Origin of the sequence: Streptomyces atratus (assembly GCF_014648655.1) — a bacterium.
GTDB classification, from domain to species: domain Bacteria; phylum Actinomycetota; class Actinomycetes; order Streptomycetales; family Streptomycetaceae; genus Streptomyces; species Streptomyces atratus.
Genome location: NZ_BMRN01000010.1, coordinates 91,757 through 112,435, shown reverse-complemented (window position 1 = coordinate 112,435; position 20,679 = coordinate 91,757). Strand labels below are relative to the sequence as shown.

General features: G+C 67.3%; 18 protein-coding genes and 4 pseudogenes. 17 read left to right on the top strand and 5 right to left on the bottom strand.

Annotation, left to right across the window (positions count from 1 at the left end):
- Positions 1 to 15: 15 nt before the first annotated feature.
- On the top strand, positions 16 to 831 hold the full coding sequence (locus IEZ15_RS19070; protein ID WP_189278327.1) for an exodeoxyribonuclease III: 816 nt from the start codon (positions 16 to 18) through the stop codon (positions 829 to 831).
- A gap of 158 nt (positions 832 to 989) precedes the next feature.
- On the opposite strand, the gene IEZ15_RS19065 is transcribed toward IEZ15_RS19070, so the two are convergent.
- Positions 990 to 1,640 carry a MerR family transcriptional regulator gene (locus IEZ15_RS19065; RefSeq protein ID WP_189278533.1) on the bottom strand — a complete coding sequence of 217 codons (651 nt, stop codon included), beginning with the start codon at positions 1,638 to 1,640 and terminating at the stop codon, positions 990 to 992.
- Between the two features lie 168 nt (positions 1,641 to 1,808).
- Between IEZ15_RS19065 and IEZ15_RS19060 the strand changes: the two genes are divergently transcribed.
- From IEZ15_RS19060 to IEZ15_RS19040, 5 genes are all read left to right on the top strand, one after another.
- Positions 1,809 to 3,332 (top strand): flavin-containing monooxygenase, encoded by a 1,524-nt coding sequence (locus IEZ15_RS19060; protein ID WP_114245007.1) that lies wholly within the window; start codon positions 1,809 to 1,811, stop codon positions 3,330 to 3,332.
- Positions 3,329 to 4,279: an alpha/beta fold hydrolase gene (locus IEZ15_RS19055; protein WP_189278325.1), complete on the top strand. Its 951-nt coding sequence runs from the start codon at positions 3,329 to 3,331 to the stop codon at positions 4,277 to 4,279. The genes IEZ15_RS19060 and IEZ15_RS19055 overlap by 4 nt, the downstream gene beginning before the upstream one ends.
- Positions 4,276 to 5,169: an SDR family oxidoreductase gene (locus tag IEZ15_RS19050; protein WP_114245005.1), complete on the top strand. Its 894-nt coding sequence runs from the start codon at positions 4,276 to 4,278 to the stop codon at positions 5,167 to 5,169. The genes IEZ15_RS19055 and IEZ15_RS19050 overlap by 4 nt, the downstream gene beginning before the upstream one ends.
- Positions 5,170 to 5,254: 85 nt before the next feature.
- Positions 5,255 to 5,470 carry a hypothetical protein gene (locus IEZ15_RS19045; protein WP_189278323.1) on the top strand — a complete coding sequence of 72 codons (216 nt, stop codon included), beginning with the start codon at positions 5,255 to 5,257 and terminating at the stop codon, positions 5,468 to 5,470.
- A 320-nt stretch (positions 5,471 to 5,790) separates the two neighbouring features.
- On the top strand, positions 5,791 to 6,591 hold the full coding sequence (locus IEZ15_RS19040) for a hypothetical protein (protein WP_189278321.1): 801 nt from the start codon (positions 5,791 to 5,793) through the stop codon (positions 6,589 to 6,591).
- Between the two features lie 316 nt (positions 6,592 to 6,907).
- Here the strand turns inward: IEZ15_RS19040 and IEZ15_RS44810 are convergent.
- Positions 6,908 to 7,105 (bottom strand): annotated as a pseudogene (locus tag IEZ15_RS44810) (DUF397 domain-containing protein); the annotation flags it as partial.
- Positions 7,106 to 7,227: 122 nt separating this feature from the next.
- Complete coding sequence (locus IEZ15_RS19030) at positions 7,228 to 8,259, bottom strand: serine/threonine dehydratase (RefSeq protein WP_189278318.1); 1,032 nt, start codon at positions 8,257 to 8,259, stop codon at positions 7,228 to 7,230.
- Between the two features lie 288 nt (positions 8,260 to 8,547).
- Between IEZ15_RS19030 and IEZ15_RS19025 the strand changes: the two genes are divergently transcribed.
- The 11 genes and pseudogenes from IEZ15_RS19025 (at position 8,548) to IEZ15_RS18970 (ending at position 19,439) form a co-directional block, all read left to right on the top strand.
- Positions 8,548 to 9,660, top strand: coding sequence for a hypothetical protein (locus IEZ15_RS19025; protein WP_189278316.1), 1,113 nt, complete (start codon positions 8,548 to 8,550; stop codon positions 9,658 to 9,660).
- Positions 9,661 to 9,991: 331 nt separating this feature from the next.
- Positions 9,992 to 10,504 carry an SseB family protein gene (locus IEZ15_RS19015; RefSeq protein WP_189278314.1) on the top strand — a complete coding sequence of 171 codons (513 nt, stop codon included), beginning with the start codon at positions 9,992 to 9,994 and terminating at the stop codon, positions 10,502 to 10,504.
- Positions 10,501 to 11,148 carry a hypothetical protein gene (locus IEZ15_RS19010; RefSeq protein WP_189278312.1) on the top strand — a complete coding sequence of 216 codons (648 nt, stop codon included), beginning with the start codon at positions 10,501 to 10,503 and terminating at the stop codon, positions 11,146 to 11,148. Before IEZ15_RS19015 ends, IEZ15_RS19010 begins: the two co-directional genes overlap by 4 nt.
- Positions 11,148 to 15,836: pseudogene (locus IEZ15_RS19005) on the top strand (putative T7SS-secreted protein). The gene IEZ15_RS19010 and the pseudogene IEZ15_RS19005 overlap by 1 nt, the downstream one beginning before the upstream one ends.
- 27 nt (positions 15,837 to 15,863) lie before the next feature.
- Positions 15,864 to 16,145 (top strand): hypothetical protein, encoded by a 282-nt coding sequence (locus IEZ15_RS19000; RefSeq protein ID WP_189278310.1) that lies wholly within the window; start codon positions 15,864 to 15,866, stop codon positions 16,143 to 16,145.
- A gap of 158 nt (positions 16,146 to 16,303) precedes the next feature.
- Positions 16,304 to 16,726, top strand: a complete 423-nt coding sequence (locus IEZ15_RS18995; protein WP_189278308.1) for a DUF7919 family protein — start codon at positions 16,304 to 16,306, stop codon at positions 16,724 to 16,726.
- 539 nt (positions 16,727 to 17,265) lie between these two features.
- Positions 17,266 to 17,337, top strand: a pseudogene (locus IEZ15_RS47065) (hypothetical protein); the annotation flags it as partial.
- A gap of 17 nt (positions 17,338 to 17,354) precedes the next feature.
- Positions 17,355 to 17,705, top strand: a complete 351-nt coding sequence (locus tag IEZ15_RS18985) for a hypothetical protein (protein ID WP_189278307.1) — start codon at positions 17,355 to 17,357, stop codon at positions 17,703 to 17,705.
- A 189-nt stretch (positions 17,706 to 17,894) separates the two neighbouring features.
- Positions 17,895 to 18,584, top strand: a pseudogene (locus IEZ15_RS44800) (RHS repeat-associated core domain-containing protein); the annotation flags it as partial.
- Positions 18,574 to 18,903 (top strand): hypothetical protein, encoded by a 330-nt coding sequence (locus tag IEZ15_RS18975; RefSeq protein WP_189278305.1) that lies wholly within the window; start codon positions 18,574 to 18,576, stop codon positions 18,901 to 18,903. The pseudogene IEZ15_RS44800 and the gene IEZ15_RS18975, both read left to right, overlap by 11 nt.
- Positions 18,904 to 19,217: 314 nt before the next feature.
- Positions 19,218 to 19,439 (top strand): hypothetical protein, encoded by a 222-nt coding sequence (locus IEZ15_RS18970; RefSeq protein WP_189278303.1) that lies wholly within the window; start codon positions 19,218 to 19,220, stop codon positions 19,437 to 19,439.
- Positions 19,440 to 19,594: 155 nt separating this feature from the next.
- Here IEZ15_RS18970 and IEZ15_RS18965 read toward each other — a convergent pair whose 3' ends face one another.
- Positions 19,595 to 19,798 carry a DUF397 domain-containing protein gene (locus IEZ15_RS18965; protein WP_189278301.1) on the bottom strand — a complete coding sequence of 68 codons (204 nt, stop codon included), beginning with the start codon at positions 19,796 to 19,798 and terminating at the stop codon, positions 19,595 to 19,597.
- On the bottom strand, positions 19,755 to 20,633 hold the full coding sequence (locus tag IEZ15_RS18960; RefSeq protein ID WP_189278299.1) for a helix-turn-helix domain-containing protein: 879 nt from the start codon (positions 20,631 to 20,633) through the stop codon (positions 19,755 to 19,757). The genes IEZ15_RS18965 and IEZ15_RS18960 overlap by 44 nt, the downstream gene beginning before the upstream one ends.
- Between the last annotated feature and the right edge of the window lie 46 nt (positions 20,634 to 20,679).

Genomic DNA, 20,679 nt, shown 5'->3' with positions numbered 1-20,679 from the left:
CGGTATCGTGCCGTAATGCTCACTGTGACCACCGTCAATGTAAATGGGCTCCGCGCCGCCGCCAAGAAGGGCTTCGTCGAGTGGCTGGCCCGGACCGAAGCCGATGTGATCTGCCTGCAGGAGGTGCGGGCCGAGCCGCAGCAACTGCCCGACAAGGTGCGCGACCCCGAGGGCTGGCACGTCGTGCACGCACCGGCCGCTGCCAAGGGGCGGGCCGGTGTCTCCCTCTACGCGAGGCGGGCGCCCGAGCGCGTGCAGATCGGGTTCGGCGGCTTCGGGATCGCCGGGAGCGAGGAGTTCGACGCGAGCGGCCGCTACATCGAGGTCGACCTGCCCGGTGTCACGGTCGCGAGCCTGTATCTGCCCTCAGGTGAGGTCGGCACGGAGAAGCAGGACGAGAAGGAACGGTTCATGGCCGCGTTTCTCCCCTACTTGAAGGGCCTCAGGAAGCGGGCGGCGGCCGGCGGTCGTGAGGTCGTGGTGTGCGGTGACTGGAACATCGCCCACCAGGAGGCCGATCTGAAGAACTGGAAGGGCAACAAGAAGAACTCCGGCTTCCTCCCCGAGGAGCGGGAGTGGCTGACCCGGGTCTTCGGCGAGGCCGAGTACGTCGATGTCATACGGGCGCTGCACCCGGAGGAGGAGGGGCCGTACTCGTGGTGGTCCTACCGCGGGCGGGCCTTCGACAACGACACGGGCTGGCGGATCGACTACCAGGTGGCGACGCCGGGGCTGGCCGGGCGCGCGGTGAAGGGCTGGGTCGAGCGGGCCGCGACGCACGGCGAGCGGTGGAGCGATCATGCGCCGGTCACGGTGGTCTTCGACCTGTAGGGCATGCGGGGGGTGTGCTGATCAGGGTCCCTCCGCCAGGCGTGTGCGGTGGGGCCCTCGGCTCGTCCCCCGTCAGGAGGCGGGTCCCCGCGGTGGGCGGGCGCTGATCAGGGTCCCTCCGCCAGGCGTGTGCGGTGGGGCCCTTGGCTCGTCCCCCGTCAGGAGGCGGGTCCCCGCGGTGGGCGGTCGGTGTTCTCGTGTCGCAGACGGCGGTCCAGGGCCATGGAGAGCTCGGCGTCCACCACCGCGCGGGCCAGCGGGCGCAGTTGGGGCGGTTCCCTTTCATCGCTGTGGGCTTCGAGGGCGCTCACGAAGAGTTCGGCGAGCGCGTCCGCGTGCTCGCGGACCCGGCGGGCGGCCGAGAGCACCGTGGCGAGCGGCACCCCTTCCCGTACCAGCTCGGCCGACACCTCCAGGAGGCGTCGGCTCATGTGGACGATCTCGTCGCCGTCGGTGGCCAGATATCCCAGGTCGAGGGCGGCGGCCAGATTCTCGGGGGTGACCTCGCCCTCGAAGTAGTCCGCGAGCCGTTCGGGGGTGAGGCGGACCGGGGTTTCCTCGGTCGGTTCGCCCAGGCCCAGCACCTCGGCGACATCGCGGCCGCTCTCGAAGGTGCGGGCGAGATCGGCGATGCCGGTGAGGGTGTGGCCGCGCTCCAGCAGGCCCGCGATGGTGCGCAGCCGGGCCAGGTGGTGGTCGTCGTACCAGGCGATGCGCCCCTCGCGGCGGGGTGGTGAGATCAGGCCGCGCTCCCGGTAGAAGCGCACGGTCCGCACGGGGATGCCGGCCTCCTTGGCCAGCTCCTCCATCCGGTATTCACGGTGCTCGCGTCCCTCAGCCACACCCGCACCCTATGTTCTACCGCCGGTAACTTCCCCTCGTCGCACCCCTACCCATCGGTACGGAGCTGCTCTACTCTCCCAACAATGCCAGTGATTGCTGGCAGAGTCGTGTGACGTACCGCGGGAGGCGGCAGCATGGCCCAGCACGAGCACGTACGAGTGGCGGTGATCGGATCCGGATTCGGGGGCCTCGGGGCCGCGGTCCGGCTGCGCCGCGAAGGCATCACGGACTTCGTCGTCCTGGAACGGGCCGACTCGGTCGGCGGCACCTGGCGTGACAACACCTATCCGGGCTGCGCCTGCGACGTACCGTCCCACCTCTACTCGTTCTCGTTCGCCCCCAACCCCGAGTGGCCGCGCACCTTTTCAGGCCAGGAGCACATCCGTGCCTACCTGGAGCATGTCGCGGACACCTTCGGGCTGCGCCCGCACATCAGGCTGGGCCATGAAGTGATGATGATGCGTTGGGAGCGCGACGAGCTCCACTGGGTCATCGAGACCGCGGGCGGGGCCACGTTCACCGCCGATGTCGTCGTCTCCGCGACCGGCCCGCTCTCCGACCCGAAGATGCCGGACATACCCGGGCTCGACGGCTTCCCCGGCAAGGTCTTCCACTCGGCCCGCTGGGACCACGACTACGACCTGACCGGCAAGCGCGTCGCGGTGATCGGCACCGGAGCCTCCGCCATCCAGATCGTGCCCTCGATCCAGCCGAAGGCCGCCGAGCTGACGCTCTTCCAGCGCACCCCGCCGTGGGTCATGCCGCGCATGGACCGCAGGATCAGCGGCGCCGAGCGCTGGCTGCACCGCACGCTCCCCCTCACCGGTACCGCGCGCCGCGGACTGCTCTGGGGCATAAGGGAGTTGCAGGTCAGCGCCTTCACCAAGCACCCGAACGAGCTGGGCCTGGTCGAGACGATAGCCAAGTCCAACATGGCGCGGTCCATCAAGGACCCGGCGCTGCGGGCCAAGCTGACCCCCTCGTACCGCATCGGCTGCAAGCGCATCCTGCTCTCCAGCGCCTACTACCCGGCGCTCGCCCAGCCCAATGTGGAGGTGGTCGCCTCCGGCCTGGCCGAGGTCCGCGGCTCCACGGTCGTCGCCTCCGACGGTACCGAGGCCGAGGTCGACGCGATCATCTTCGGCACCGGCTTCCATGTGACCGACATGCCGATCGCCGACCGGGTGGTGGGCGCGGAAGGCATCACGCTCGCGGAATCCTGGAAGGACGGCATGCAGGCGCTGCGCGGTGCGAGCGTGACCGGCTTCCCCAACTGGATGACGATCATCGGCCCCAACACGGGGCTCGGGAACTCCTCGATGATCCTCGTGATCGAGTCCCAGCTGAACTACATGGCCGACTATCTGCGCCGGCTGAACGTGCTGGGCGGCCGTGTCGCACTCGACGCGCGGCCCTCGGCGGTCGGGGCCTGGAACCGCCGGGTGCAGGAGCGGATGAAGCGCACCGTGTGGAACACCGGTGGCTGCACCAGCTGGTACCTGGACGCGAGCGGTCGCAACACGACGGTCTGGCCGGGCACCACTTCGGAACTCCGCAAGGTGACGCGGTCGGTCGATCTCGCGGAGTACGAGGTCGTCCGGGTACCGAAGCAGGCCGCTGCCCCCGAGCGGTCCGTCGTCGAGGAGATCGTGGGATGAGCCGGCTGCTGCGGCGCGACGACGCCCCGCCGGTCCCCGCGCGCGAACTGACCGCGATCTCTGCCGACGGCGCCCGGATCCATGTCGAGGTGCACGGGCAGGACCGCGCCCCCGCGGTGGTTCTGTCGCACGGCTGGACCTGCAACACCCATTTCTGGGCCGCGCAGATCCGGGACCTCGCGGTGGACCACCGGGTCGTCGTCTACGACCAGCGGGGCCACGGCCGTTCGCCCGCGGCCCACCGCGACGGGTACAGCACGGACGCCCTCGCCGACGACCTCGAAGCGGTACTGGCCACCGCCCTCGAACCGGGTGAGCGGGCCGTGCTCGCCGGGCACTCCATGGGCGGGATGACGATGATGGCCGCCTCGCGGCGGGCCGGGCTGCGTGAGCACGCGGCCGCCGTACTGCTGTGCAGCACCGGCAGTTCGCGGCTGACCGCCGAGTCGTTGGTGGTGCCGTTGCGGGCCGGGGCCGTCCGTACCCGGATGACCCGCGCGATTCTCGGGGCGCGTGCCCCGCTCGGGCCCGTCACACCGGTCTCCAGGCGGATACTCAAGTACGGCACGATGGGAGCGGGTTCGGCACCCGAACGGGTCGAGATCTGCGCCAGGATCGTGCACGCCTGCCCGCGGGCGGCCAGGATTGCCTGGGGGCATGTCCTCGCCGAGCTCGATCTCGAAGCGGGGGTACGGGAGTTGCGGGTGCCCACGGCGGTGATCGCGGGTACGGAGGACCGGCTGACGCCGCTCGTGCACGCCCGTGCCATCGCGGCGGCGCTGCCCGACTGCCTGGGGCTCACCGAGCTGGCGGGCATGGGCCACATGACACCGGTGGAGGCGCCGGAGGCGGTCACCGCGAAGATCCGGGAGCTCGTCACCGCGTACGTCCCGGCGGGCGGCGCGGACGGTGTGGACGGTACGGCCGAGAAGGAGGATGTCGCATGAGCGACAGGCGGAGTCTCGAAGGACAGGTCGTCGTCGTCACGGGCGCGGCGCGTGGCGTGGGCGAACTGCTGGCGCGCAAGCTCTCGGCGCGCGGAGCCAAGCTCGCGCTGGTCGGCCTGGAACCGGACGAGCTGAAGAAGGTCTCCGAGCGGCTGTACTCGGAGAGCGACCACTGGTTCGCGGACGTCACCGACCACGAGGCGATGGCGCGCGTCGCCGAGCAGGTCAAGGAGCGGTTCGGGAAGGTCGACGTCGTCGTCGCCAACGCCGGAGTCGCGTCGGGCGGTCCGTTCGTCGACTCGGACCCGGAGGCATGGCGCCGGGTCATCGAGGTCAATCTGATCGGCGGCGCGGTGACGGGGCGGGCCTTCCTGCCGGTGCTCATGGAGAGTCGCGGATACTTCCTGCAGATCGCCTCGCTCGCGGCGATCACCCCGGCGCCGATGATGACCGCGTACTGCGCGTCCAAGTCGGGCGTGGAGGCGTTCGCGCACAGCCTGCGGGCCGAGGTCGGCCACCGCGGGGTGAAGGTCGGGGTCGGCTATCTGTCCTGGACCGACACGGACATGGTGCGGGGCGCCGACCAGGACGACGTGATGCGGGAACTGCGGCAGCGGCTGCCCTGGCCGTCGAACCGGACATATCCGCTGGGCCCGGCGGTCGACCGGATCGTGGCCGGTATCGAGCGGCGGTCGGCGCATGTGTACGCGCAGTGGTGGCTGCGCGGGATGCAGTCCGTGCGGGGCTGCCTTCCCGCGGTGATCGGTGTCGTCGGACAGCGCGAGATGCGGCGGTTCGGAGCGCGGCTGGAGGGCGTGAGCAAGGGACTCGTAGGCGCGGGGGGCGCGGCGGACCAGGATGCGCGGGCGGTGCGTACACAGAGTAAGTGATCGAAATGCGATGAATGTCGGGGCATGTAACTCTGGTCGAGGCCGTTACAGGCCGTCCCCCACGCACCCACTAGGAGTGAACGGCATGGGTATCGCAGACCAGTTCAAGGACAAGGCGCAGGAGCTCGCCGACCAGGCGAAGCGCAAGCAGAACGAGGGCAAGGACGCGGGCCGCGCCCCGACGCAGGGCGCGTCCGGGCGGGCCCCGAAGACGTCGCAGCAGGGCCGTAACAAGGCCCAGCAGGGCCGTGACAGGGTCCGGGACGCTGCGGACGACACCCGCGAGCGCTTCGACCGCTGACGCGATTCGCGACACTGCGCGTTGCCTGCTTGAGGGCGCGCCCGGATACCGGGCGCGCCCTTTCCGGTTCCCCGTCGGCTTGTTGCGGCCCGAGGAGGGCCTCGTTCCTGCCGGGCCGCCGGGCCGTGGCGATTGGCGCCCTGCAGGGGTTTGATCCCGAGAAGGTCATCCGTCTCGGCTTCGCCCGTCACGAGGCTGTCGGGCCGGTGGTTCGAGCCCGGCACCCTCGAACCGGACCCCGTTCGGGGGCTGTTAGCCTGCGGCGATCCATTCTTCCCTTACCGGACTCATACCAGTCCCTCACCAACAAGAGGTTGCGCATGCGCGCAGGCAGATCCGGCTTCGCGGTCGTGGTCGCGGGAACGCTCGCCCTGGGGGCATTCACCGCGCCGTCCGCGCAGGCGGCGGACACCGGCGTCAAGGTGTCGAACCTGGTCCTGAACAAGGGCAAGTCCATCATCGTGGGTACGTCCGCAGAGGTCTCCCCCACATTCACGTACCGCGTGTCGTGGCCGTCCGGCCTCAAGCAGTCCGACGTGAACACCTCCCTGTTGCTGTACCACGACACCACCCCCGCCAAGGCCTCGGAGCGCGGGGCCATCTACACGGTGCTCACCGCCTGTGAGGACGGCTCCGTGGCCGCCGACTGCGAGGGCGAGCTGCACATCGACCCGCGATACACCCTCGACTCGAACAACGACGCCACGACCTGGAAGAGCGCCGTCTGGGTACGCATCTGGAACGCGAAGGGCGGGCTCAAGAGCGAGGAGTATCTGCCTCTCTCGCCCACCGTGCGGGTCAAGCGTGCGGCGAAGGTCACCGTCGACGCCTCGCCCGAGCCCGTCGCCAAGGGCGGCAAGCTCACCGTCACCGGCAAGATCACCCGCGCGGACTGGGTGAAGCACAGTTACACCGGCTTCGGTGGCAAGGCGGCCAAGCTCCAGTTCCGCAAAGCCGGTACCAGCACGTACAACACGGTCAAGATCGTGAAGGCGAGCTCGACCGGCGCCCTGAAGACCACGGTCACCGCCTCCGCCGACGGCTACTGGCGATGGACCTTCGGTGAGACGAACACGACCGGCGGCGCGACCGCGGCCGGCGACTACGTCGACGTCAAGTGACGATCTCCTTTCCTCGGAACAAGCCGACCCGGTAGCCCCGGGGCGGCGCGCCGGACTCCTGGAGCGCCGGGTGAGACAGTCCTGGCCGTTGACCCGATGGTCAGCCCGGCCGTCCCACCCGGCGCGCAACACCACTGTCCGCAACCCACGGCACGCATCGGGTTGTGATCAATCTGCTGGATTCGGCTTCGTGGCGGGGTCTGAGCGGCGTTCCCACGCTTCGGCTCACCGCTGACGTTCGGCTCACGTCCCGCCTATGCCCACGAACCAGGGCTGCCCGGAGGGTTCTTGACGACGTTGCGGCGGGTCGGGATGGCTTGACGGACTCGACGAACGGGGTCCAGGCGGACGCGGCGATGGCGAGGGCCGGTCCTTCGGGGCGCTTGGAGTCGCGGACGGGGACGATGCCGGTGTGACCGTCGGCGACTTCGAGGCAGTCGCCGCCGCCGGAGGAATTGCTGTAGCTGCTCCTGCGCCAGGTCGCGGTGCTCAAGTCGATCCGGCTGCACACCATTTCGGTTCTCCTCTGCCGCTTCCTCGATCACGGAGAGGGACGCCTTCGGTGACAAGGTGGCGGCCCTCAGGAGACCGTTTGACCTGCGGGGCTGCCGTCATGGCCGGGCCGGCCACCGGATATCAGTTCTCGGCCGGGTGCACCAGGTCGCTCGGGTCGGTGTTCGCCCCGCACAGCACGACGGCGACTCGCTCGCCGCTGCCCGGCCGGTAGCCGAGGTTCGGCGCTGTCGGCCCGGCCGGAAGGTCCGGGGCGGTGAGCGCGGCCAGTGCGGTGGCGGCGGCGTGCTCGACAGCGACGCGGCGTTGGTCCCACAACTCCTGGCGGGCGCGGACGATTTCGCCGTCCGGTACGAGGACGGAGCGGACATCGTCCTGGCGGGCGGCGTCCAGGGCCAGCGCGGTGGCACGGCGGGCGCCGAGGGCGTCGACGGCGACCGAGTCGACGGGGACGTCGACCGGGCGACCGGCCTCGATGGCGGCGTTCAGCGCCCGGCAGTTCTCCGGCTCGACGGCGACCGTGCGGATTCCGTGGTGCCGGGCAGCGGTGGCCACTCCGGCGAACAGGCCGCCACCACCGACCGCGACCACCACGGTGTCCAGACCGGGGATCCGGGCGTGGATCTCCTCCAGCAGGGTGCCGGCCCCGGCGGCGATCAGCGGGTGGTCGTAGGCGTGCGCGGCGAGCGCGCCGGACGAGGCGGCGAACTCCTCGCACGCTTCGAGGGCTTCGGCGTACTCCGCGCCGACCACCCGCACGTCCGCCCCGAAGTCGCGCAGCTTGGCCACCTTCACCGCTGGGGCGACGGTCGGCAGGAACACCGTGGCGCGCACGCCCTGCTGCTGGGCGGCCCACGCGCAGGCCAGCCCGGCGTTGCCGCCGGAGGCGATGGTCACGCCCGCGTCCGGCAGGGTTTTGGCCTCGCGGTGGGCCTGGATGAAGTTCTGCGCGCCGCGTGCCTTGAAGGAGCCGGTGTGCTGCATGAACTCCAGCGCGAACCAGGCCTCGCAGGGTTCCGCAGGTCGGTCGTCGAGGGCCGCGCCGTGCGCCGCGCGGATGGTTCCCGGGTCGACGGGGGCGACCGCGACCGGGCGGACGTGCCCGGTTATCCGGTCGGTGGCGGCCTTGATGTCGTCGTACGTGAGCTGGTGCACGTTGTTGCTCCTGCCGAGAGGGGGACACGGCCGGGCGGATGGAGCCGGCCGGTGCACTGGGCGGACTGGGCCGGGCTGGCTCAGGCCGGTTCGGGTTCGTTGCGGTCCGCGACGGAAGGCGAGTGGTTCGCGGGGGCGCTCTCCAACCGGTCCGCGTTCAAGGGGGGTTGGCCCGACAGGGAAACCGAACGTGTCGAACGTGGTACGTTCTGTCACCTCGAACTCAATAAGGTGACCCCGGCAGCGCGCCAACGCTCCGGGGCCTGGCACAAGGAGACAACCCTCCTCATGCAGATTCATCGTAGCCGCCATACGCGCGGTTTCACGGTTCTACCCAACGCGCTGTTGCAGGACCGGCGGTTGTCCTACACCGCCCGCGGCCTTCTGGCCGACCTTCTTTCCCGTCCTGACGGCTGGTCCGAGGACGGCCGGCGGATGGCCGACGCGAGTCCGCAGGGCCGTCTCGCGGTCGCGAAGGCCCTGCGGGAGCTGACGGCCTTCGGGTACTACCGGGTCCACAAGGTCCGTCGCAGCGACGGGACTTTCGTCAGCGAAGCCCATGTCTACGACACTCCGCAGCCCGTTTCGGGTACGGCTCTTGTACGCCAGGTCGTGCCGGGTATCAGCCGTCCGGGTTCCGGTGAGCCGATCGTCGGTGGCCGGGGCGCCAACCCCGTAAAGAACCGTGGGAAAAGACCCTCCCTCCCCGGTCGGCGTCAGCGGCCGAGCGCGGCCGACGCGTGCGAGGCGGCCGAGGTTCGCGGCGGCGGGGCTGCCACGGGAACGGGCGATCCAGTGGAGACGTCCCTCATGCCGAAGACGCTCACGGTGCCGGAGGTGCCCGCGGCCCGGGATGTACTCACGGTCAACGAGGTCTTCGGGGCCGGGCCCGGCCGGGGCCATGTCGATCCCTCGACCGCCGACGCCCGCGGCGCGGCCGTCGCCACGCTGTTCCGGGTGATCCGTCCGGAACCGCGCCTGCGGCTCGGCACGGCGCTCGCCCTTGCGCCGCTGGTCTCCGCCTGGCTGGAACGCGGCTACGACCACCGAGACCTCGCCGGGGCCCTCCTGGGCGGGCTGCCTGCCCGTATCCACTCCGCCTCGGCGATCCTGCGCAACCGCCTGGTCCGGAAGCTGCCCCCACCTCCTGAGCCCTCGATCCCCGAGTGCTCGACGCCCGAGCCGCCCGGCCCGGCCATGCCGCGCTGGGCCGAGTGCGACGAGTGCGGTCGCCCGATACCGCACGAGGGCACCTGTCGTGACTGCGCCCGCCCGGTCGACGGCCCCCGCCCCGACGACGACAGCGCCCTCCGCGTCCGGACGGCCGCACGAGGCCGCGCCCTGGTGCGCGCCGTGCTGCGGACGGACCACTCGGAGCTGCCTGCCGTCAGCGGAGCCTGACCGCGTTGCCGCGACTCGGCCGGTCCGGGGCGGTGAACCCGTGTGGCCGGGTCGGTAGTGCCGAGGAGGCGGTGGTCAGGCCGTCTTGACGGACTCGACGAACGGCGTCCACACGGACGCGGGGAGAACGAGCACCGGGCCCTCGGGCGCTTGGAGTCACGGACGGAGACATGCCGGGGTGCCCGTCCGCGACTTCCAGGCAGTTGCCGCCGTCGCCATTGCTGTGGCTGCCCATCTGTGTGGGTGTGGAGCTGGACCGGGTCCGGGCCATGACTGGCTGGCTGCTTTTGCTCGTTGCTCCTGGGAAGCGTGCCGTGACAGCATTCGACGCGTGTTCGATAACGGGGATGACGTAGCGGAGCCGCGTGTCCGGCGTTCGAAGATTGCTGACTTGGCCGACTGGCCTGCGGCGCCCGACGTGCCGTCGGCACCGCGTGAGGTACCGGAACCTGTCCCTGCCGCGACACCACAGGATGATCCGACGGCGGCGGCTCGGCATGAGTTTGCTGTGTTACTGGGTGAGTTCCGGCGTACGGCGGTGCTGGTGCCGCTGGATGAGTTCGGGGATTTGTGGTCGGCGGAGCAGAACGGGGTTCGTTGGATCTGTGCGTTCTCGGACGAGGAGGCGTTGGCCCGGTTTGCGCGGGCTCGTGGGGATGCCGAGCGGGAGTGGGTGTACCAGGCAGTTTTGGGTGCGCGGTTGTTGGATGTGATGGTGCCGATGTTGCCGGGGCCGGCGGGGGTGGCGTTGGATGCGGGCAGTGAAGACGGCGGGATGTTGTTTCCGCCGGTGGCGGGGATCGTGCCGGATGCGGTTGCTGTGGATCTCGGGGGGATGCGATGAGCGGAGAGAGTGCTGATCTTCAGGTGCCGCCGGAGGCGTTGGCTGCGATCGCGAAGGGGATCGATCTGGCGCATGCCGAGTTGAAGGATCTCGGCATGATCGGGCAGGCGTCGATGGGCCGGGGGTTCTCGGATCTCGCTTTGTCGGGGCTGGAGTTGGGGCATGGCGGGCTGACGTCGGAGTTCGAGACGTTCTGCAACCGCTGGGAGTGGGGTGTGCGGGCGCTGACGCAGAAGGGCAACAACTTCGCCTTGGGGGTCGGGTTGTCGGCGGGTTCTTTCGCGGAGCAGGAGCAGTACGTCAAGGACTCGTTCAAGATCGGCGTGAACTCCCTGAACGGGAACCCGCACCTGTCCGAGGACGAGGTGAAGGGCATGAGCTGGGACACGATCCGCAACCAGTCCATGTATGACGACCCGGACTTCAGCGGGGAGTCGATGTTGAAGGCGGGGGAAGAGGTGAAGCAGACCTGGAAGGACACCGCCTACGACGTGGAGGACGCCGGACTCGACGCGATGGAACGGTCCGGGCTGGTGGATCCGGCGGTGCGGGCGGCGGCGGATGAGCGGCTGAAGGAGCAGCTTGATCCGTCGCAGGAGACGATTCGTCAGGCCGAGCAGCCGCGGTGGGGGGAGAGCCGCTGATGGTGGACTGGGGGAAGCTCGGCGGAGATCTCTACGACGGTGCGGGCAAGCTGGTCGACAAGGGCAAGGAGCTTGTCGGCGAGGGGATCGACAAGGGCACCGACGTGCTCGGCTCCGGTCTGGAGAAGGTCGGCGCTGATCAGTGGGCGGATGCGGTCGAGGACTAGGGGGATGAGACCGCGTCCTCGCTCGGGGCGGAGGTCGGGGAGAAACAGCTCGGACAGACCGAGGAAGCCAACGAGCTGATCCACGGCAGGCCGGAGAAGATCAGCGCGGCGGTGAAGAACCTCCGGGACTTCCAAAAGGCGTTCGATCTCGTCGGCGGCGGGATGAAGAAGCTCGACTCCGGTCACTGGAAGGGGGAAGCCGCCGACGCGTTCCGGGAGAAGTTCCAGACGCTGCCCACCGACTGGTTGCGTGCGGCGGACGCATTCGAGGACGCGGCCACGGCGTTGGAGACGTACGCCGGGACGGTCACCAGTGCACAGGCCAAAGCCCGCGAGGCGATCGCTCTCTACAAGGAGGGCAAGCAGGACTACGAGACGGCCGCTGCCGCGTTCCGGGAGAAGGCGGCAGCGTACAACGCGGTACGCAACACCGATCACCCGCTCCCGCACCCAGGGACGTTCTCCGATCCGAGCGTGGCCAAACGGCAGCATGCACAGGAGATCCTGGAACACGCCCGCCGGGCGCGCAACGAGGCCGCCGAAGCGGCCAAGAGCGCGATCACCACTGCGATGGCACACGCCCCGAAGGAACCCACCGGACTGAACCGTGCCAAGCAGGAGTTCATCGACTACGAAGTCGGCCAGGGCATCGAGTTGGCCCACTTCGGCGGCGGAGTCGTCAAAGGCACCGCAGGACTGGTGAACTTCGTCCGCTCGGTCAATCCGACCGACCCCTACAACCTGACGCACCCGGCCGAGTATGTGAAGGGCGTCCACATGACGCTCGCCGGCCTCGTCTCCACCGCCGCCAACCCCGACCGAGCCCTCAAGAACGCCTGGGACGCCGCCAAAGGCGACCCCTCCGAATTCATCGGCCGACTCGTCCCCGAAATGATCGGCACCAAGGGCGGCGGCCTGATCAAGGGCGGCCTACGGGCCGGCATGAAGGACCTCCTCAAACACCCCAAGGGCAAGAACCGGCACGGCCACGAAAAGAACCCCGACTCCAACGCCAAGAAATGCAGCGACGTCAAGTGCGCCGGAGACCCCGTCGACGTCGCGACCGGACGCATGCTGCTCCCGCAGACGGACATCACGCTGCCGGGATCACTGCCTCTTGTCTTTGAACGCGTCTTCGACTCCTCGTACCGAGCCGGCCGCTGGTTCGGATCAGGCTGGTCGAGCACAGTCGACCAGCGCCTGGAGATCGACGCAGAAGGCGTGGTGTTCAGCTGCGCCGAAGGCAGCCTGCTCGCCTACCCGCACCCCGCACCCGGCGCCCCCGTCATGCCCACGCACGGCCGACGCTGGCCCCTGGACCGGGTGGACGACGGCTACACCATCACCGACCCGGAAACCGGCCGCGTCCGGCACTTCGTCGACCACCCCAACGGGGAGCTGGCACTCCTGGCCCAGATCGACGACCGCAACGGCCGATGGATCACCTTCGAGTACGACGAGACCGGCGCCCCGACGTCGATCGTGCACCACGGCGGCTACCACCTGAAACTCACCACGAACGACGGCCGGGTCACCGCCCTGCACCTGGCAGGCGCCGCCCCCGACGGCACCGACCAGGAAATTCTCCGCTACGGCTACACCGACGGCCACCTCACCGAAGTCACCAGCTCCTCCGACAAGCCGCTGCGCTTCGGCTACGACGAACTGGGCCGCATCACCTCCTGGACGGACACCAACGGAAGCCGGTACGAGTACGTCTACGACGAACACGACCGCTGCGTCTACCAGACCGGCACCAACGGACACCTCGAAGCCCACTTCACCTGGGGCGACACCGACCCCGACACCGGCCTGCGCATGACGTCCATGACCGACGGCCTCGGCCACACCAAGCGATACACGGTCAACGACCGCTCCCAGGTCGTCGCCGAGATCAACGCCCTGGGAGCGGTCACCCGCTACGAGCACGACCGCTACCACCGACTGCTGTCCGTTACCGACCCGCTGGGGCACGTCACCAGGTCCACCTATGACGAGCACGGCCACCTCACCTCGGTAGTCCGTCCGGACGGGCGGGAACTGACCGCCGACTACAACGCCCTCGGCCTACCGCTACGAATCCGGGGAGCAGACGGCCTGGTCACCCGGCAGACCTACGACGAGCGCGGCAACCGCACCTCGGTCACCGACGCCTCCGGCGCGACGACGGCCTACACGTACGACGAGGCCGGACACCTCACATCCATGACGGATGCACTCGGCAACACCACCCGCATCAGCAGTGACGCGGTCGGCCTTCCCATCGAGATCACCGACCCATTGGGCGCCACCACCCGTGTCGTCCGGGACGCTCTCGGCCGTCCCGTCGTCCTCACCGACCCTCTCGGCGCGACCACCCGCCTCGAATGGACGGTCGAAGGCAAACTGTCCCGCCGTACCGACGCAGACGGCACCACGCAGTCATGGGCGTACGACGGCGAGGGCAACTGCCTCACGCACACCGATGCCATGGGTTCCGTCTCCCAATTTGAGTACACCCACTTCGATCTCATGACCGCCCGCACCGGGCCGGACGGCGTGCGCTACGAGTTCGCCCACGACCACGAACTCCGACTCACCCAGGTCCTCAACCCTCAAGGTCTGACCTGGCAATACGCCTACGACACGGTCGGCCATCTCATATCCGAGACCGACTTCGACAACCGCACAATCACCTACCAATGCGATGCGGCGGGCCGTCTCACCGCACGCACCGACGCCCTCGGCCAGACCATCCGCTACCAGCGGGACGACCTCGACCGCATCATCTCCAAGGACGCCGCAGGCGCGGTCACCACCTTCGAATACGACATCTTCGACCAACTCGCCGAGGCGACCGGCCCGGACACGACCCTCACCTACCTTCGCGACCGGCACGGCCGCCTCAAATCGGAAACCGTCGACGGCCGCACCATGTCGTACGAGTACGACGCCCTCGGCCGATGTACCAGCCGCAGAACACCCAGCGGTGCCTACAGCACCTGGACCTACGACGCCGCAGGCCGACGCACCTCCCTCACCGCCTCCGGCCGCAACCTCACCTTCGAACACGACGCAGCAGGCCAGGAAACCGCCCGTCACATCGGCGACACCCTCACCCTGGCCAACCAGTACGACCCCATAGGCCGCCTCACCGCTCAGCGCATCACCGGCCCGGACAACCGCAGCGTCCAACGTCGCGACTACACCTACCGCGCCGACGGCCACCTCACCGGCCTCACTGACCAACTCTCCGGCCCCAAAACCTTCGACCTCGACACCGCCGGCCGCGTCACCGCCGTTCACGCCGCGAATTGGACGGAGCGCTACGCCTACGACGCAGCCGGAAACCAGACCGAAGCCTCCTGGCCCACATCACACCCGGGCCAAGAAGCCGTCGGCACCCGCACTTACTCCGGCACAGCCATCACCCGCGCCGGCACCATCCGCTACGAAAACGACGCCCTCGGCCGCATCACCCTCCGCCAGAAGACCCGTCTCTCCCGCAAACCTGACACCTGGCGATACGAATGGGATGCAGAAGACCGCCTTACCTCTGTTACCACGCCAGATGGCACAAAATGGCACTACAGGTACGACCCTCTGGGACGCCGCATATGCAAGCAGCACGTCGGCATGGACGGAAAGTTCCTCCGGGAGGAAGTCACCTTCGCCTGGGATGACAGCACCCTTTGCGAGCAAGTGACGCGTAGCCAGAACATGCCATACGCAGTCACATTGACCTGGGAACACAACGACCTTCACCCACTCACACAAACTGAGCGGATAATTTCTCCCGACGATCCTCAGCAAATCATAGACGAACGCTTCTTCTCCATCGTCACAGATTTCATCGGAACCCCAAAGGAACTTATCGACGACTCAGGGCAATTGGCGTGGTGGACGCGTACCACGCTATGGGGAACAACCACCTGGAATAGTGCAAGTTCAACTTACACACCGCTGCGATTCCCAGGGCAGTATTTCGACGCAGAGACGAGTCTGCATTACAATCTTTTTCGATATTACGACCCGGAAACCGCACGCTATCTCTCATCCGACCCACTCGGCCTGTCACCCAGCCCTCATCCGGTTGCGTACGTCAAGAATCCACATGCGTGGTCCGACCCTCTCGGACTTGCGCCCTGCCCGTACATGGACATCTATCCCAGCGGGAAGGGGATCGTGGCCGATCTGGACTCCAAGGGGATCATGAGCTTGGTCATCGAGAAGGGCCCGGACACTCCACGTGGTTCAGAGATGTTCGACAACGCCATAAGAAGCTTCGGAAATGACGTGCAGGGCGTCAAGGGTTACTGGCAGAATGGCGGGACACTACGAGACAATTTGGATTCTTTCAATTCCGCCGCCCGAAATGCACCACCCGGCGACATGCGGGCCCTTGAGGATGCTGCACGAACCACCTTTACCGGTAAGATGGCCGCGCGTCATGGATTCACCGATGTCGAAATAGTGGAGCTGAGGGGACCACATGGAGACTATAGCAACGTCGGTGTAATATTCAGACCACCTTCTCATTAACCATTCCAAAAAAAGCAAGGCACATCCATGGGAAACGATTTCATACAGCGCGCCACTGACGATCTCCGGGCGGCGCATAATCAAGGATTGGGTGCGACGGACCTTGGAAGGCTGGCGAAGGAGGTCCTCGGCCCTGCGTTCGGTCCGGTTTCTTTCGTGGGAGCCTTCCGCAGCGCATTCGGAATTCCAATAGATGTTCTTCAGCGGGCACTCGCCTGGCAAGGGTTCAACTTCGGCGGAAGCGTCATCTCGGACGAGGAGTTCACAGACCTCCTCGCCGAGTGGATCAATGATCCTGGGGGTAAGTGACGCCCCAAACCACACCCCATTCAAGCCTGATGGGCTAAAGATTCTCGGGGCACCCAGGAATGTTACTGCCAGTGAACCTCTCTGAATTATTGAGACCCAACATGGGAAATATCCACTGGGCAGCATGCCGAAGTGTGATTCTTGGAGGACGAGGCGACGTGACCACGTATAGCGATCTATCTCCTTACGTCTATGCAGCTGAAACCATCCCGCCTGGCGCAAATGCGCTGAATATTGGATGGCTCGGTGGCGACAACGATTTCCCGGAGGGTGATGTACCGGAAGGCTTTCTTGACTCCTTCATTCTCCTTGCCCGAGACCATTCTTCCGCAAGGATGCGCGGGTGGCACGCCTGCTCGTTGCCTCATGAGAACGGTAAGCCCTCATACCCCTATCGCGCCGAAGCGGATGGAGCCTGGATTGCACTGGGGGCCGCGGAAGTGCGCGTCTATTCCGCAGGTGGAGAATTGCTAATCGCGCCGGATCTCGCTTACCACTACGTCAAGTATCACAAATACCTGCCACCTCAGAAATTCATTGAAGCTGTCCTGGCGCGGAGGATTTCTTTCGGCGTGAACTGAGCCTTTTCCAAGCTGGTGGTGCGGGTCGTTGTCGGGATGGGCTGTACGGAACGGCGAAGCTCCTGATAGACGGTTCTCGACCAAGATCACCATGTCCGTCAGGAGCTTCGCGTGCTTACGCGTTCTCCCGCGTTCCACTGATCGAGTAAAGCCGCGATAGGTAAGGTCGCAGTGATTAAAATCGACTCCATTGGGAGAATCGTTTCTGGTGAAGAAGCGGGGAGATTCGTAAGAATCCAGGAACTACCTGATGATCCACCCAGCTACCTCATCATTACCGCTGTAGATCGAGATTTCCGTCAAGGGGGTGGTGATTCGTGGGCCGAAGACGAAGCATCGCTTCGTCAATATTTCATTGAATCTCGCTGGATCATTAACTGGGAAGAATAGTCCCGATTCTCCCGTGGAGGCCGCTCTGGACGGCACACCTCAAAGGCCACGTATCTGCACGGTTCGTTCCGTTCCGGTAAGTCGAACCCCATGGCCGTGCTGCGCGGGGACGAAGCGGCGCGGGCCCCGGAAACCAGAACAGTCCGAACTATAATGAGACGGCGATCAACGACACCCACATTCCGTGGCCCAGCCATCTGCCGGTGCCGTACCCGCACTGAACTGGAAGACGGGACGTATGGAAAGCACGTATTATGTCGACTTCCTCCGAGACCTTCTGAGTCTCGACGAAGCGGTGCGTACGGAGGCGAGCGACCGCGTTCAGGACTTCGTGAACCTGCTCTCCCGCACCCAAGCCAGAGTGGTAGGGGACCTGATCGCCATGCTGGCCCCGCACGAGGAGTCCCGAGTGGCCCTGGAGGCGCTCCTGCACGCGCTTACCGATCTCGACGGTTGCGGGAAGCTCGACGGTGTCGATCTCTCACCCCTGGGGGAAATCCCGGAATCCGTGATCCACGTGGAACACCGCGAGTACATGGAGGAATTCGCCCCGCGTATCGCGGGGGCGATCAACGGCACGGCAGAGTGAGCGTGGACTCACGCCCACCTGAATGCGAGGCACCTGCCTTGGTTGAGCGAGCTGGCCAGGACCTGCTGTGACGCCGTCGTAGGGGTTGATCTGTCCGGGGCCGCCATCCACGAAGTCCGCATCGCCAGCGGCCTGAAGAAGGCGAGCCTGGCTGTTTGTGCTCCACTGGGACCTGGTCGACACATGCAAGGCGGTATCGCCTGGCGCAGCCGCCGGACCCTGTGGGGTACCACCACATGGGCATCTGACAGTACCGCGTACACGCCACTGCGCTTCCCCGGCCAGTACTACGACCCTGAGACAGGGCTGCACTACTACTTCCGGCATTACGATCCGGAGACGGCCCGATACCTCACCCCGGACCCGCTCGGCCTCGTCCCGGCGCCGAACCCGTCGACGTATGTCCTGAATCCGCACACCTGGACCGACCCGCTCGGCCTGTCACCGTGCCCTCCGCATTTGTTCTGCGGAACCACCACAGGTTTCGAGGGCAGCCCCGGTGTGCAGCGGCACGGCATCACACCAACCTCGTCCGACCCGGGCGTCGCCAGCGTGTTCGCGGCGCAGGCCGAACGGTTCGGCGACGCCATCGTCGAGATCTATCCGCGCGGCGCGCTGGACGGGGTCCCGGTGCACCAGGGGTACATCGCGCGGGAGGCCGAATGGCCGGTCGAGCTGAGTCCGGCGGAGCTGTCGTCCCGCGCATCCGTGCAGGTGCCATCGGCGGTAGCCCGGGAGATCCTCTCCGAGATGGGCATCCACGTGCCACGCAAGATCGGCAACGGGGACATCGATCCGCTCCTTGAATACGATGTTCCGAAGCTCGCCCCCGAGCAGATCGCGCACTTCGTCGAGGAGGCACACCGACGTGCTGGATAACGTGCCGCAGAAAGCGGCCCTGAGCATCGAATCCATCGAGTCCGTGACACCGGGCGTTACCGGCGCTGCGGGCGACGTGGCCGTGTGCGTGGTCCGCTGCGTCGAGGGGACGGCACGGCTGGGCATGGTGTTCCAGCACCCAGGTTCCGCAGCCGGCCCGGGCACGGCCACGTCAGGGTTCTTGCTGACCGCCATTGAGTGGTACGGCAAGCAGGTCGAGCAACTGGACACTGTTCACTCCGGCAAGGTCACGCTCATGGGAGCCGGAGCGGAGACGCTGGCCAAGCGCGATGTCCTGAATTCGGCACCGCGGCACTGAATGACCCCGTCGGCCCGGCCGTCGAAGACCTCACCCCTCCTGGGGGTCGGCGGGGCGGTCACCGGCCCGCTCGCGGGGCTGCAATCACTGCTCATGCCAATCCAGACCGGGGCCGGCCACTCCCCCCACCTCATCCGGGGCATGGTGCGGCACAGTCCCGTGTCGGCCTCGTCTGAGGGCAGGTTGGTCAGCAGCGCATCCCAGCGACTCGCTCTGCGCCAACATCACACGGCCCGTGCCTTCGCCGAACGCGACAGGCCCCGTCAAGGGTGGAGTTCTTGCGGGTGCGGGCTTTGATCCGCAACGTGCGTCGGGTGGGGAGGAGCGCGTCCAGCGCGGCTCCCCCCTGGGGCGGCCAGGCTGTCACCAACGCCCGATTCGCGGGCGGCATCGGGCTGGCCTTCTCCGTCGTGACGGCACTGCTCTCGTGGGCGTTCGTGAAGGCCGAGTGGCTGCGTAGCTGGGGGTACGCGTTCCCAGCCGGACTGGCCTTCGCCGCTTTGCTTCGTCTGGCGATCCTCGCGTCTGAGCTATGACACGCAAGATGTTCGTACTCGGGCAGGGAAGGCCCGGGAGTGGATGGGCGAGGGCCGGGACCGGACGCTCGTGACGCGTCCGAGCGGGGCTCGAAGGCGGGGCGGGATCGGATGGGCGAAATGCCGCGCACGGAGGCGAAACAGCCGCGCTGCGGTCAGGCCGTCTTGACGGACTCGACGAACGGCGTCCAGGCGGATGCGGTGATGACGAGTGCCGGACCTGCGGGGCGCTTGGAGTCGCGGACGGGGACGATGCCGGGGTGGCCGTCCGCGACTTCGAGGCAGTCGCCGCCGGAGGTGTTGCTGTGGCTGCTCTTACGCCAGGTAGCGGCGCTCAAGTCGACTGGTTTGCACACCATTTCGGTAATCCTCTGCCGCTTCCTCGATCATGGCGAGGGACGCCTCCGGCGGCAAAGCGGCGGCCCTCAGGAGATCGTACGACCTCCGATACTGCTTCACGAGGCTCGGATCGTCGACGGTGTTGCCGTGGTGCTGACCCTCCATGTAGACCAACGGAGGAGCGTCCGCGAAGTCCAGAACCATGGCGTTGCCCAGCATGAGGGCGTGCGCTCCCGTGTTCCACGGAAGGATCTGCGTAAAGATCCGGCCGCGTCTGATGAGGGCGGCGACGTGATCGAGCTGCTCCGCCAACTGCTGCTGCGGCAGGATCGGCAATCGCAGCAGGGACTCGTGCAGGACCACCCAGTACTGCGGTGTCCGGTGGTCCGTCTCGAAGAGCTGTGCCCGTGCCAGCCGCGCGTTGACCTTCTCGTCGATCTCCTGCGGAAGCTCAGGCGTCCGCTCGGCGCGGAACAGGGCCCGCGCGTAAGGCTCTGTCTGGAGCAGGCCAGGGAAGACGGCCGGGGACCACTGCTCGATGGTTTCGGCGTGCTTCTCCGCCTCCAGTACACGCTCGAAATACTCCGCGTGACCTTTGCGCCTGGCCTTCCGCACGTCCTCGCACCGCCGCTGGAAGAAGCCGTCCGTAGCCAGCACCCGGTCCACGTGCTGGGCCAGGTCCTTCGGCATCCGGCGATGGCCGTGCTCGATCTCGCTCAAGTACGTGATGCCGTAGAAGCTGCCGTCCACCAGCTTCTCCAGGGTGAGGCCCGCCGCCTCCCGTTTGAAGCGGAGTTCCTTGCCGTAGAACTGCGGGACACCCGCCGAGCCGTCGATCTCCTTGCGCGTAGCCACTCTTGACCACCTTTCGCGCTGTGCGTTGTGGAGCGGGAAACCCTTT

What these genes read in the sequence shown, in the direction of transcription:
- IEZ15_RS19000 (WP_189278310.1), top strand. Translation starts at nt 15,864, where the DNA reads ATGGGAAACGATTTCATACAGCGCGCCACTGACGATCTCCGGGCGGCG.
- IEZ15_RS19010 (WP_189278312.1), top strand. Translation starts at nt 10,501, where the DNA reads ATGAGCGGAGAGAGTGCTGATCTTCAGGTGCCGCCGGAGGCGTTGGCT.
- IEZ15_RS19025 (WP_189278316.1), top strand. Translation starts at nt 8,548, where the DNA reads ATGCAGATTCATCGTAGCCGCCATACGCGCGGTTTCACGGTTCTACCC.
- IEZ15_RS18965 (WP_189278301.1), bottom strand. Translation starts at nt 19,798, where the DNA reads ATGGTGTGCAAACCAGTCGACTTGAGCGCCGCTACCTGGCGTAAGAGC.
- IEZ15_RS19050 (WP_114245005.1), top strand. Translation starts at nt 4,276, where the DNA reads ATGAGCGACAGGCGGAGTCTCGAAGGACAGGTCGTCGTCGTCACGGGC.
- IEZ15_RS19060 (WP_114245007.1), top strand. Translation starts at nt 1,809, where the DNA reads ATGGCCCAGCACGAGCACGTACGAGTGGCGGTGATCGGATCCGGATTC.
- IEZ15_RS19045 (WP_189278323.1), top strand. Translation starts at nt 5,255, where the DNA reads ATGGGTATCGCAGACCAGTTCAAGGACAAGGCGCAGGAGCTCGCCGAC.
- IEZ15_RS19070 (WP_189278327.1), top strand. Translation starts at nt 16, where the DNA reads ATGCTCACTGTGACCACCGTCAATGTAAATGGGCTCCGCGCCGCCGCC.
- IEZ15_RS19065 (WP_189278533.1), bottom strand. Translation starts at nt 1,640, where the DNA reads ATGGAGGAGCTGGCCAAGGAGGCCGGCATCCCCGTGCGGACCGTGCGC.
- IEZ15_RS19055 (WP_189278325.1), top strand. Translation starts at nt 3,329, where the DNA reads ATGAGCCGGCTGCTGCGGCGCGACGACGCCCCGCCGGTCCCCGCGCGC.
- IEZ15_RS18985 (WP_189278307.1), top strand. Translation starts at nt 17,355, where the DNA reads ATGGAAAGCACGTATTATGTCGACTTCCTCCGAGACCTTCTGAGTCTC.
- IEZ15_RS19040 (WP_189278321.1), top strand. Translation starts at nt 5,791, where the DNA reads ATGCGCGCAGGCAGATCCGGCTTCGCGGTCGTGGTCGCGGGAACGCTC.